Source organism: Kocuria subflava (genome assembly GCF_012163155.1).
In the GTDB taxonomy this organism is placed as follows: Bacteria; Actinomycetota; Actinomycetes; order Actinomycetales; family Micrococcaceae; genus Kocuria; species Kocuria subflava.
The window spans coordinates 1-11,492 of record NZ_JAAVUN010000041.1 but is presented as its reverse complement, the minus strand read 5'-3'; the positions used below and the strand labels follow the sequence as shown (position 1 = coordinate 11,492).

General features: G+C 68.6%; 11 protein-coding genes and 1 pseudogene. 5 read left to right on the top strand and 7 right to left on the bottom strand.

Translation table 11 applies throughout. From position 1 onward, the window contains the following. Positions 1 to 100: 100 nt before the first annotated feature. From GTW58_RS12425 to GTW58_RS12405, 5 genes are read right to left on the bottom strand one after another with little or no spacing between them, the layout of a single operon-like run. A complete protein-coding gene (locus GTW58_RS12425; RefSeq protein WP_019157651.1) occupies positions 101 to 370 on the bottom strand; it encodes a YHS domain-containing protein in 270 nt (89 codons plus the stop codon). A 36-nt stretch (positions 371 to 406) separates the two neighbouring features. Then, positions 407 to 2,737, bottom strand: a complete 2,331-nt coding sequence (locus GTW58_RS12420) for a heavy metal translocating P-type ATPase (RefSeq protein ID WP_119933752.1) — start codon at positions 2,735 to 2,737, stop codon at positions 407 to 409. After that, positions 2,721 to 3,701, bottom strand: coding sequence for a hypothetical protein (locus tag GTW58_RS12415; protein ID WP_019157649.1), 981 nt, complete (start codon positions 3,699 to 3,701; stop codon positions 2,721 to 2,723). Before GTW58_RS12415 ends, GTW58_RS12420 begins: the two co-directional genes overlap by 17 nt. A 1-nt stretch (position 3,702) precedes the next feature. After that, a complete protein-coding gene (locus GTW58_RS12410) occupies positions 3,703 to 3,915 on the bottom strand; it encodes a heavy-metal-associated domain-containing protein (RefSeq protein WP_019157648.1) in 213 nt (70 codons plus the stop codon). A gap of 60 nt (positions 3,916 to 3,975) precedes the next feature. Next, the gene (locus GTW58_RS12405) at positions 3,976 to 5,529 is read right to left on the bottom strand and encodes an MFS transporter (RefSeq protein ID WP_119933751.1); all 1,554 of its coding nucleotides are present in this window, start codon (positions 5,527 to 5,529) and stop codon (positions 3,976 to 3,978) included. Between the two features lie 152 nt (positions 5,530 to 5,681). Here GTW58_RS12405 and GTW58_RS12400 point away from each other — a divergent pair, with 152 nt between their 5' ends. Together GTW58_RS12400 and GTW58_RS12395 are read left to right on the top strand one after the other, a co-directional pair. Next, positions 5,682 to 6,338, top strand: coding sequence for a TetR/AcrR family transcriptional regulator (locus GTW58_RS12400; protein ID WP_087624725.1), 657 nt, complete (start codon positions 5,682 to 5,684; stop codon positions 6,336 to 6,338). A 5-nt stretch (positions 6,339 to 6,343) separates the two neighbouring features. Continuing rightward, complete coding sequence (locus GTW58_RS12395; protein ID WP_232818133.1) at positions 6,344 to 7,531, top strand: FAD-dependent oxidoreductase; 1,188 nt, start codon at positions 6,344 to 6,346, stop codon at positions 7,529 to 7,531. A 21-nt stretch (positions 7,532 to 7,552) separates the two neighbouring features. Here the strand turns inward: GTW58_RS12395 and GTW58_RS12390 are convergent, their stop codons facing one another. After that, positions 7,553 to 8,878: an MFS transporter gene (locus GTW58_RS12390; RefSeq protein ID WP_019157644.1), complete on the bottom strand. Its 1,326-nt coding sequence runs from the start codon at positions 8,876 to 8,878 to the stop codon at positions 7,553 to 7,555. 173 nt (positions 8,879 to 9,051) lie between these two features. Here GTW58_RS12390 and GTW58_RS12385 point away from each other — a divergent pair, with 173 nt between their 5' ends. The 3 genes and pseudogenes from GTW58_RS12385 to GTW58_RS12375 all read left to right on the top strand — a co-directional run bounded on the left by GTW58_RS12385 (position 9,052) and on the right by GTW58_RS12375 (position 10,923). Next, a complete protein-coding gene (locus tag GTW58_RS12385; RefSeq protein WP_209436558.1) occupies positions 9,052 to 9,522 on the top strand; it encodes a DUF6153 family protein in 471 nt (156 codons plus the stop codon). Between the two features lie 106 nt (positions 9,523 to 9,628). Further along, positions 9,629 to 10,230, top strand: a pseudogene (locus GTW58_RS12380) (DUF305 domain-containing protein). A 72-nt stretch (positions 10,231 to 10,302) separates the two neighbouring features. Beyond that, positions 10,303 to 10,923, top strand: a complete 621-nt coding sequence (locus tag GTW58_RS12375; protein ID WP_119933749.1) for a CueP family metal-binding protein — start codon at positions 10,303 to 10,305, stop codon at positions 10,921 to 10,923. Positions 10,924 to 11,238: 315 nt separating this feature from the next. Here the strand turns inward: GTW58_RS12375 and GTW58_RS14375 are convergent. Further along, a partial coding sequence (locus GTW58_RS14375; RefSeq protein ID WP_209436557.1) for a hypothetical protein occupies positions 11,239 to 11,492 on the bottom strand: 254 nt, incomplete at its 5' end.

The following is an 11,492-nucleotide window of genomic DNA, read 5'->3' as shown; positions in this document are numbered from 1 at the left end:
GGTCCAGTCCTTCGTCGCCACTGCCGAACACCTCCGAGACCGGGGTGTTGCGACGACCAGTTGAATCCGCCCACGGAACCCGGGTCGTTCTGGTCGCCTGTCAGGCGGCGTTGGCGTAGCGGTCGGGGTCGGCGTCGAACAGCGGGCCGCAGGCGGCGCAGCAGAACCAGTACCGCTGGCCCTGGTAGTCGCGGTAGAGGCCGGCTTCCTCCGCCTGCGCCTTGACGACCGGGGTGCCGGCCATCACCCGGCATTCGGTCATCTCCTCGGCGGGGGTCTGTGCGATCGCTTCGGCGCTCGGCGTGTGGCCGCAGCAGCTCCCACCGCTGGAGGAGGTGTCGGTCAGGTTCAGGTTCTCGTATGCAGTCATCGTGTTTCCTTTCGTGTTGTGTCGATGACGGATGGTTCAGGCAGCCACCGGCTCGCGGGCCGGGGCCGGTCCGGCGGGAGCCGGATCGGAGGCGTCGTCCGCGCGGGCCTTGAAGGTCCGCAGCCGGAGACTGTTGGACACGACGAATACGGACGACAGGGCCATGGCGGCGCCTGCGAGCATGGGGTTGAGCAGCCCGAAGGCGGCCAGCGGGATCGCTGCCGTGTTGTAGGCGAAAGCCCAGAACAGGTTCGTCTTGATCGTGCCCAAGGTCTTCCGGGAGAGTCGGATCGCGTCCGCCGCGGCCCGCAGGTCCCCACGGACCAGGGTGATGTCGGCGGCCTCGATGGCGACGTCGGTGCCGGTGCCCATCGCCAGGCCCAGGTCGGACTGGGCGAGGGCTGGGGCGTCGTTGACGCCGTCACCGACCATCGCCACGACCTTGCCCTCGCCCTGCAGGCGGGTGACGACGTCGACCTTGTCCTTGGGCATGACCTCCGCGATGACCCGGTCGATGCCGACCTCGGCCGCGACCTGCTCGGCCACCGCCTGGTTGTCGCCGGTCAGCAGCACCGGGGTCAGCCCCAGTTCCTTGAACTGGCTGATCGCTTCGGCACTGGTGGGCTTGATCTGATCGGAGACCACCAGCACGCCACGCGCCTGCCCATCCCAGCCGATGGCGATCGCCGTCTTGCCCTGCGCCTCGGCCTCCTGCTTCGCGGCGCGGAGGTCGTCGTCGAGGCGGATCGACCAGTCCGCCAGCAGGGACTCGCGGCCGGCGACGATCGCGTGGCCGTCGATCACGCCCTGCACCCCCTTGCCCTCGATGCTCTCGAAAGACTCCGGGGCCAGCAGGTCACCGACCTCGGATGTCGCTCCGGTGGCGATGGCTTGCGCGATGGGGTGCTCGGAGTAGTCTTCCAGGCCACCGGCCAGACGCAGCAGCTCGGCCCGGTCGGTGCCGTCGGCGGTGATGACGTCGGTCAGCGTCATCTTGCCGCTGGTGACGGTGCCGGTCTTGTCCAGCACGATCGTGTCGACCTTCTTCGTGGACTCCAGCACCTCGGGGCCCTTGATGAGCACCCCCATCTGCGCACCGCGACCCGTGCCCACGAGCAGGGCCGTGGGAGTGGCGAGACCGAGGGCGCACGGGCAGGCGATGATCAGCACCGCGACCGCGGCAGTGAACCCAGCGCTGAGCGGGAACCCGGCCCCGATCCAGGCGCCGAGAGCGGCGACCGCGACCGCAATCGCGATGGGCACGAACACCCCCGAGACCCGGTCGGCCAGGCGCTGGATCTCGGCCTTGCCCGACTGGGCGTCCTCGACGAGCTTGGCCATCTGCGCCAGCTGGGTATCCGAGCCCACACGCGTGGCCTTGACCACGAGCCGGCCCCCAGCGTTCACGGTCGCGCCGGTGACGGCGTCTCCCTCGGAGACCTCGACGGGCACGGATTCGCCGGTAAGCATGGAGGCGTCGATCGCGGAGTTGCCGGAGGTGATGGTGCCGTCGGTGGCGATCTTCTCACCGGGCCGGACCACGAACTCATCGCCCACGGACAGGTCGTCGATGGAGATGCGCTGCTCCTGCCCGTCCCGCAAGACGGAGACCTCCTTCGCGCCGAGCTCCAGCAGGGCACGCAGGGCGGCACCGGCGCGGCGCTTGGAGCGCTTCTCGAAGTACCGGCCGAGCAGGATGAACGTGATCACCCCGGCCGCGACCTCCAGGTACACGTGCCCGAGCCCGTCGGAGCGGGAGATGGTGAACTCGAAGGGGTGGACGACGCCGCGATCGCCCGCGGTGCCGAAGAACAGCGCCACCAGGGACCAGATCATCGCCGCGGTCGTGCCCACGGAGATGAGGGTGTCCATCGTCGCGGCACCGTGTTTGAGGTTCATCCAGGCGGCCTTGTGGAACGGCCAGCCCGCCCACACCACCACGGGTGCTGCGAGCGCCAGGGAGGCGAAGCCCCAGTAGTCGAACTGCAGCGCGGGGATCATCGCCATTGCGATGACCGGCACCGCCAGGACGGCCGAGCCGATAAGCCGCTGCCGCAGGCTGCGCAGCTCGGCATCCTCACGCGACTCGCCCTCATCCTCGGCACCTGATTCGGGTGCTTTTCCCTTCGGGGTGGGGAGCTCTGCGCTGTAGCCGGTCTTCTCCACCTCGGCGATGAGCACCTGCGGGTCATAGTCCGCAGGGGCGGTGACGCTGGCCTTCTCGGTCGCGTAGTTCACGGACGCGGTGACACCGTCGAGCTTGTTGAGCTTCTTCTCGATCCGGTTCGCGCAGGAGGCGCAAGTCATCCCGCCGATCTGCAGCTCGACACTGTTCGTGCTGATGATCGGATCACTCGCCATGGTCATGGTCTCCTCCTTCCTCATGCCCGCCGCCGTGCTCGCCCTCGGCCCCACCGGTAGTCGTGTCGATGACCAGCGGCGCGGTGTGCACCTGCCCGTCAACCTGGAAGTCGAGGTAAAGCAGGTACCGGCCGGGCGTGGGAGCGGTCGCCTCGAACACGATCTCCGGCCCGGAGGTCTCACCGGCCTTCGGTGCATCCCCGTGGGGATGGACGTGCAAGTAGGCCAGGTCGCCGTCGCGCAGCGCGACCAGGTGCCCGAACGCCCCCAGGTACGGCTCCAGCGCGGTGACCGGCTCCCCGTCACGGGTGACGGTCATCGTCAGCTCCGACGCGGAACCGGCGACCAGATCACCCTCGACCGTGACGTCGAACCCCTCGACCGTGGTCTCGGCGACAGGTTCGGCCGCGGCCGGGTCGTAGTCGCCGGGCACCTGTACCGCAGTTGACAGGGTGATGCCCTCGCCGTGCTCGGCGGGCACGAAGTCGGCGAACACCCGGTAGGTGCCGGCCGCCTCCCACTGCCACGGGATCGACCAGGCGCCATCGGCGCCTCGTTCGGGGTGGATGTGACGGAAATGCGTGCCGTCGGCGCGCACGACGATCAGGTGCAGCTCTTTCTCGTGCTCCAACTCGTAGTCGGTGACCGGCTTGCCGTCCGGGCCGGTGACCGTCAGCGACAGCTCACCGTCGGCGCCGAGGGCGTCCGGGGCGGTGACGGCGGTGAGCTGGTAGCCGTCCTGCGCGATGCCCAGGCCGAGCGACCCGGCCCCGGCGTCGTGGCCCTCGTGCCCGGTGCTGTCCATGTCTTCTCCTCCTTCTTCGTGTCCTTGGTGGGTGGTGCTCTCGGTGTCTTCCGCCCAGGCCTGCACCGTGCTCTCCGGGACGACCGTGTTCGCCGTGAACGCGGCCACGGCGAACACGGCCACCAGCACCAGCCCGTACAGGCCCAGCCGTGCAGGTGCCTTCATGTCAGCTCCTCACGGCCGTGTAGCCGGCCTCGTCGACCGCCGCGATCACCGCGGCGTCATCGACCGGCTGCTCACTGGTCACGGCCAGCCGCCCGGTCTGAGCGCTGACCTCGATGCCGGTCACCCCGGCGATCTCGGACACCTCGGCGCGGATCGCGCTCTCGCAGTGCCCGCAGCTCATCCCGGTCACCTGGTACTCGGTCGTGGTCGCCATCTCTAACTCCTTCACTCGTGTACGGCTTGTATTCAGGCTAATACCCCCCAGGGGTATAAGTCAAGGTGCGGCCTGCTCCTCGGCGGCCTGCTGTGCTTCACCAGTCGGGCGGACGTGGCGCAGCCTCGTGGCGGCGATGATCGCCGCGAGACCGGCGATGACCGCCGAGACGATGGCCGCAGTGTTGAGCCCGCCGGTGAACGCGGTCTGCGCGGCGGCCACCACCTGCTCTCCGAGCGCACCGTGCAGCTGGGCCGCTGCGGCCATGGCGCCGTCGACGCTGTCCGATGCCGCCGCGGCGGCATCGGCGGGCAGGCCGCCGGGCAGCAGATCGCCGATCTGGCCGCGGTAGGCGGTGATCCCGACGCTGCCGATCACCGCGACACCGAGCGAGATGCCCAGGTCGTTAGCGGTGGTGGCGAGGCCGGAGGCCCCGCCGGTCTTCTCCGGCGGCACGGAGCCGACGACGAGGTCGGTGGTCAGCGCCATCGAGGGGGCCACGCCGGGGTAGGTGATGACGAAGCTCGCGATCACCAGCGCCAGACCCGTGCCGGCGTCGAGCTGGGTGAACAGGATGTAGCCGACGACCTGGGTGAGCAGGCCGACCGCGATCACGTTGCCGGGCCGGAACCTGCGCGCGAGCACCGGGGAGAGCGTCGAGACGACGATCAGCACCGCCGCGGCCGGCAGGATCGACAGGCCCGCCTGCAACGGCGAGAGCTCCTGGACCTGCTGGAGGTACTGGGTGAACAGCGAGTACACCCCGCCGAGCGCTGCGGCCGAGAGCAGGAACACTGCCAGTGCCCCGGACACGGTGCGGTTGGCGAACAGTCGAACATCCAGCAGCGGCTGCTTGGCGCGCAGCTGCCGGATCACGAACCACAGGCCGATCAGCGCGCCCGCGACCAGCAGCCCGATCGAGGGGCCGGCCGGCTCCTGGGCGGCGAAGCGCTTGATGCCGTAGATGATCGCCAGCAGACCCGCGATCAGCAGCAGTGCGCTGAACAGGTCGATCCGCGCCGACGGGTCACGATGCTCGGGCACGAGGATGGGGGCGGCGATCGCGACGAGCGCCATGATCGGCACCGCGACCAGGAACGTCGCCTGCCAGCCGAAGGCCTCCAGCAGCAAGCCGGACAGCAGCGGGCCCAGCGCCACACCAGCGGAGATGCCGCCGGCCCACACGCCGATCGCGACACCGCGCTGCTTCGCATCGGCGAAAAGCACGAAGATCAGCCCGATCGTCGCCGGCACCATCATCGCCGCAGCCAGCCCGAGGACGGCCCGCCAGACGATCATCAGTTCCGGGATCGTCGTCAGCGCCGCGGCGATCGAGACAGCGGCGAACAGGATCGCGCCGATCACCATGAGCAGGCGCTTGCCGATCCGATCGCCGAGCACGCCCATCGCGACGAGGAACCCGGCCATCACGAAGCCATAGATGTCGAGAATCCACAGCAGCTGCGTGCTCGACGGATTCAGGTCCGCGGCCAGATTCGGGGCGGCGAGAAACAGGATCGTGAGCATCATGAACAGCAGCGTCGAGGGGATCACCAGAACGGCAAGCCCCCACCACTGCTTGGCGCCGGCACGCGGCGCGGCGGTGTCGCTCATCGCGCACCCCCAGGGATGTGTGTCGTGGGCATGGTAGTCATCTCCTCTCTGTCGGTCCCGCCTCGCCCTCCGAGCCGGAACTCGATCATCGGTGTACGAGTTGTAACAGCTACACTATCTCATACATTCCAGTACGACTTGTGAGGTGGATCATGACGGTGAAGAAGACGACGCCCCGCGGCACGACGACCGGTGCGTCAGGCGGCGGTGGCCGGGCGGCCAATCAGCGGGCGGATGCGCAGCGCAACCGGGCAAGGATTCTGGCCGCGACGGCGACGGCGATCCGCAAGAACCCCGACGCTTCGGTCGGCGACATCGCCGCCGAGGCCGGGATGGGCAGAGTGACCGTCTACGGGCACTTCCCGACCCGCGCGGAGCTGATCGAGGCCGCCCTCGTTGACAGCCTCGAACGCGGCGAAGACGTGCTCAGCGGGGTGCCCCTGGATGGTGATCCGGGCGAGGCGTTCCGGCGACTGGTGGCCTCCAGCTGGGTGCTGGTCGACCAGTCGCGGGCGCTGCTGGCGGCCGCGCTGAAAGAACTGCCTGCGGCACGCATCCGCGAGCTGCACGAGAAGGCCGAGGGGCGGATGCGGGCTCTGCTGCTGCGCGGCCAGCGCGAGGGTGTCTTCCGGGTCGATCTGCCGGTGTCCTGGCTGCTGACTACTACGCACGTGGTGATGAACGGTGCCGCCGAAGAAGTGCGTGCCGGGCGCCTCGACGCCGACGACGCGCCGTGGTTCATCGAGGCGATCCTGCTGCCCGCCTTCGCCGCCACCACCAGCACCACCACCATTGGGGAAGGAGCCTGATGAGGATGCCCAGCATCGCGATCATCGGGGCCGGCGCCGCTGGCACCGCAGCCGCAAGAACCCTGCACGCTTCCGGTGTCGACGTCGACCTCTACGCCCGGAACGGTGAGGTGCCGTTCAACCGGACGTTGGTCAACAAGGGCATCGCGATCGGGCTGCTCGAACCGGCCCAGGCGGCCCTGCCCGACACCGGGGCCGCCCTCCGGTCGGAGACGGTGCGCGGCCTCGACCCCAGGGCTCGGCGCTTGCGGCTGGACTCCGGCGATACACACGCCTACGACGCGCTCCTCATCGCCACCGGCAGCCGGCCCCGCACTCTCGACGAGGAGGTGATCGGCCGCGACCAGGCCATCAGCGGCGGCAGACTGACCACCCTGCACTCGGCCGCCGACGCCGTCCGCGTCCGCGATCTACTCGCGACCACTCAGCCTGCCCGGGTGCTCATGCTCGGTGGCGGCCTCGTCGCCTCCGAGACCGCCTCGCTGCTCACCGACGCCGGCCACGACGTCGCCCTCATCACCCGCGCCGCGATCCCAGGAGCGAACGCCATCGGCGAACACGTCGCCCGGCGGCTACGCGACCTGCACCGCCCCCAGCACGCCGCCTACCTGGAACGCACCGTGCACTCGATCCGCACCCACACCGACCGCATCAGCATCACCCTCAACGACGGCAGCCAGGTCGAAGGCGACCTCGCGATCGTCGCGCACGGCACTCTGCCCGCCGCCCCCGCACCATGGACCGGGCCCGACGGCATCCCCGTAGATTCCCGCCTGCGCTCCATGCACGCCCCGCGGCAACGGATCTACGCCGCCGGCGGCGTCGCCGTGCATCACTATCCCGGCCACGGCTCCTACCGGATCGATCACTGGGACGACTCCGCCGCCCAGGGCATCCACGCCGCGAACACGCTGCTGCACGACCTCGGTATCGCCGGCGACCCCGGCCAGTACCTGCCGAGCTCGACGTTCTCCGCACGCATCCACGGCCACACCCTCACCGGTGTTGGACACCCCGCCCTGGGCACACGCACCCGCGTCGTCTCCGAGGAACCACTGATCACAGCCCACTACCTCGACGAGGTGCTGGTCGCGCTCACCGGAGTGTATGCCGCCGGCCCTATGCGTGAGCTGATGCCCGGCCTGCACCACCCTGAAACCGCGGCTGATCCGGTGACGCGACAGCACGTATGAGCCCCTCGCGTCAAACGGAGTTCAGACGGTGCGCACGCAGGCGCACTGGCACGCCGCGAGGGTGCCTTCGGCGGCTTCGGTCTCCTCGCGCACCGCCCGATCACTGATCACCGGCTCTGCGGCGGCGACACCGGTCGGGGCGGCCTCGCTGTCCTTCTGCTCGCGCGGCCAGAGCAGGTGCGCCGCGATCGCCCCCGCGATTGCCAGGGCGGCGAGGACGGACCAGGCGAGCGTGAACCCGGACGCGGTACCGATCCAGCCCGCGATCGGGTAGGTGACGAGCCAGGCGAGGTGCGAGAGGGAGAACTGTGCGGCGAATCCCGCGGGGAGGTCCTGCTTCGCCACCGAGCCGCGGATGACGCGCCCGGTCGGGGTGACGATCATCGCCATGCCGCCGCCGATGATCACCCAGATCGGTGCGGTGACCATCCAGGATGCGACTTGGGTGGCGGTCATCGCGACGGCGGCGAGCACTCCGGCCAAAAGCACCAGGGCGCCGGTCATCATCACAATCCGCTCGGCGATCCGGTCGAGCACGCGTGGCAGGAACAGCGCGACCAGCAGCGTGCCGCCGCCCGAGGCGGCCAGCATCCACGCGACGTCGGCCTGCGAGCCGCCCAGGTGGTCGCGGACGTAGTTGACCGTGTTGACGACGACGATCGATCCCGCTGCCGCGACGACCAGGTTCAAGGCCACCACACCGCGCAGCCGGGGCGTGGCGAAGAAGACCCTGACTCCCGATGTGACCCGCGCCCAGGCGCCGACGTGCCCGCTCGGGGTGGCATTGGGAATGTGGGTCGAGAGCACCAGCACGGCGGAGAGCGCGAACCCGATCGAGGTGCCGATGAACAGCCAGTTGAACGCCATGAACGTCAACGCGACGGCCGCCAGGACCGGGCTGAGCAGGCTCTCCATCGTGTACGCGACCTGCGACGCGGACAGTGCTCGGGTGTAGTCGGACTCCTTGGTGACGATATCGGGGATCACGGCCTGGAATGTCGGCGTGAAGGCCGCCGACGCCGCTTGCAGGACGCCGATGAGCACGTAGATGTGCCAGACCTCCGTGACGAACGGGAGCACCAGCACCACCCCGGCGCGCACCACATCGAGCAGTGTCAGGAACATCCGCCTCGGAAGCCGGTCAGCATACGCCGCTGCCAGCGGCGCGATCAGAACGTACATGACCATTTTGATCGTCAGAGCGGTGGCAAGCACCGACCCTGCGCTCGGGCCGGCCAGGTCGTAGGCGAGGAGGCCCAGCGCCACTGTCGCCAGCCCAGTGCCGAACAGCGCGATGATCTGCGCACCGAACAGGTGGCGGAAGTCGCGGATCGCGAACAGGCGCATCAATCTTCTCCTCAAACCCTCTCAAGAACACGTAACCCCTCCAACCTTATACCCCCCTGGGGTATTTCCGACGGTGCTCCAGGAGGAACGGAGTGCGCCCACGGTGTGCGCCGTACGGGGCGATCCGGCGCAGCGCTCAGGCAGCCGTCGGCGGGATCAGTAAACTGGGGTGCATGGCGTCCACCGCAGCAACGCGTACCCGGAGAGGTCATCTCGGCCTTCTCCGAGGCGTGTTGCTCGGCGGCCTGTTGGTCGCCGCGGTCATCACCGGTCTGCTCGCCATGCACACGCTGAACCTGCACGGCACACCCGCTGCCCACGCGGCCACCGCCGCGGTCTCCGTCACCGATTCTGGTGAGGCGCGCCAGGGCGCGGCGCATCACGGCACAGCGAGCGCTCACGCGACCAGCGGCACAACGCACGATCCCGGCGGTTCCTGCACCGACTGCGGGAGCGATGGACACCTGGGCATGGCGATGGCGTGCGTGCTCGCACTGCTGCTCGCCCTGCCCGTCCTCGTGCTGCCGCGGATTCTGCCGGGATGGCCGCGCACCGCACCTCGATCTCTCCCGATCGCCCGCTTCTTCGACAGGGGGCTGTCGAGGGCTCCTTCATTACAGGTTCTCTGCATCAGTCGCACGTGACAGAGCGGTGAACCCGGCGCAGCAGCGCCGACGGTTCCCCCTGCACTCACGCGGTGCCCCTGAGGTCCCGCGCCACTGACACGACTGCTGACACTGGAGAACACTCATGAAGTTTCGTACCGCGGCGACCGCCGCACTCGCACTGACCGCTGCACTCGCCCTGGCCGGCTGCTCCGCCGGAGACGACGATGCGATGTCGGGCATGGATCACGGCTCGTCCGAGCACACGCCGAACGCCACCGGCGGGGACGTCAATGACGCGGACAAGATGTTCGCCTCGATGATGGTCGTCCACCACGAGCAGGCCATCGAGATGAGCGACATCGTCCTCGCCAAGGACGGCGTCGACCCGCGGGTCGTCGAATTGGCCGAGACGATCAAGACCGCCCAGGGGCCCGAGATCAAACAGCTTCAGGGCTGGCTGGAGGACTGGGGCGTCGACCCCGACGATCACCAGATGGTGGGATGGACCACGGCGACGGGATGATGAGCGAGGACGACCTGGCCGCACTCGAAGCCGCCGACGGCGCCGAGGCGTCACGCCTGTTCCTGGAACAGATGATCCTCCACCACAAGGGAGCGGTCGAAATGGCCCAGACACAGGTCGATGACGGTAGCAACCCCGATGCCGTCGAGCTCGCGCAGACCATCATCGACGCGCAGACCACTGAGATCCAGGAGATGCAGGACCTCCTGGCCACCCTCTGATCGACTACTCGGGTCGGTGCCGGGGCGAGAGCGCCCGGCACCGACCCACTCAAACCCTTGAAGGATCACGCCATGAATCACCCCACCATGCCGCGGCGCCGAAATCTGATCGTCACTGCCACCGCAACGCTTGCCGCGGCCCTCGTTCTCACTGGATGCGCCACAACGTCGCCCGAACCCGAATCCATCTCCATCGGCAGTCAAGCCGTCGACACTGAATTCCTGACAGACCACAACCTGGACGGACTCGACGCCACGCAGGTCATCGCGCGGCTCGACACTATGCCCGTAGCCGACCGTCCCGCCGATCTGATCGCATCCGTGCAACCCGACGCCCTCGTCCTCACCGACGATCAAGACCGCGAGACACGACTGCCGATGCCCGATGATGAGGTGTACATCTCGGTCGCCCCCTATCGGGAGCAAACGCACGATTGCTACTTCCACAGCCTGACCACCTGCCTCGGCGAACTCGCCAACACCGAGGTCCAGGTCACGCTCACCAGCAAGGGCGGCGACGTGCTCGTCGACGAGGTACAGCAGACCTACGACAATGGGTTCGTCGGCGTCTGGGTGCCCCGCGGCATCGAGGCAACCCTCACGATCGAGCACGAAGGTCAGACGGGAACCGCGATCATCTCCACGATGAACGAAGACGACCCGACTTGCATCACTACCCTGCAACTCACCTGACCTCGGGCATCAGCTGCTCGTGCCCCGGGAAATCGTTCTGTTCTAGATCGGCACAACTCCGAGGACGTGGCGTGTGGCCGATCACCAGCGCTGCGGCTGTCACGCAAGGTGAGGAATTCCGCGCTCATCATGGCTCGGTCGCCGCCCGTAGTGCGTCAAGCGCGACGACTGCTTGGAGGGGTAGGACGCCGTTGCCCAGGGCGGTGTTCTGCTGGTTCGCGGTCAAGTCGTGTTCGGGGTTGGTGACCCAGCCTGCGGGGAGGCCCATGAGCCATTCCACGAACTCTGGTGCCGGGCGCGGGCACTTCTCCTCGTTCAGGATCGCGGGGGCTGGGGCTGCTCGTCCGGTGATGTGCTCCCATTGGGCGATGGCGTGGGCGTATCGCCCCCAGCGGTGAAGATGTCCTCGATCAGGGCGAACAGGGTCTCCGACTCGTTCCAGCTGGCGGGCGAGCCATGCGGCCCGTGCAGGGCCAGGTCGATCACTTGATGGCTTAGCCTCGATCCACCGATCGGCCGTGTGCTGTGGGGGTCGCCTCGGACGGAGCCTCGGTTCGCTATTTGGGCGT

What these genes read in the sequence shown, in the direction of transcription:
- GTW58_RS12425 (WP_019157651.1), bottom strand. Translation starts at nt 370, where the DNA reads ATGACTGCATACGAGAACCTGAACCTGACCGACACCTCCTCCAGCGGT.
- GTW58_RS12420 (WP_119933752.1), bottom strand. Translation starts at nt 2,737, where the DNA reads ATGACCATGGCGAGTGATCCGATCATCAGCACGAACAGTGTCGAGCTG.
- GTW58_RS12415 (WP_019157649.1), bottom strand. Translation starts at nt 3,701, where the DNA reads ATGAAGGCACCTGCACGGCTGGGCCTGTACGGGCTGGTGCTGGTGGCC.
- GTW58_RS12410 (WP_019157648.1), bottom strand. Translation starts at nt 3,915, where the DNA reads ATGGCGACCACGACCGAGTACCAGGTGACCGGGATGAGCTGCGGGCAC.
- GTW58_RS12405 (WP_119933751.1), bottom strand. Translation starts at nt 5,529, where the DNA reads ATGAGCGACACCGCCGCGCCGCGTGCCGGCGCCAAGCAGTGGTGGGGG.
- GTW58_RS12400 (WP_087624725.1), top strand. Translation starts at nt 5,682, where the DNA reads ATGACGGTGAAGAAGACGACGCCCCGCGGCACGACGACCGGTGCGTCA.
- GTW58_RS12395 (WP_232818133.1), top strand. Translation starts at nt 6,344, where the DNA reads ATGCCCAGCATCGCGATCATCGGGGCCGGCGCCGCTGGCACCGCAGCC.
- GTW58_RS12390 (WP_019157644.1), bottom strand. Translation starts at nt 8,878, where the DNA reads ATGCGCCTGTTCGCGATCCGCGACTTCCGCCACCTGTTCGGTGCGCAG.
- GTW58_RS12385 (WP_209436558.1), top strand. Translation starts at nt 9,052, where the DNA reads ATGGCGTCCACCGCAGCAACGCGTACCCGGAGAGGTCATCTCGGCCTT.
- GTW58_RS12375 (WP_119933749.1), top strand. Translation starts at nt 10,303, where the DNA reads ATGAATCACCCCACCATGCCGCGGCGCCGAAATCTGATCGTCACTGCC.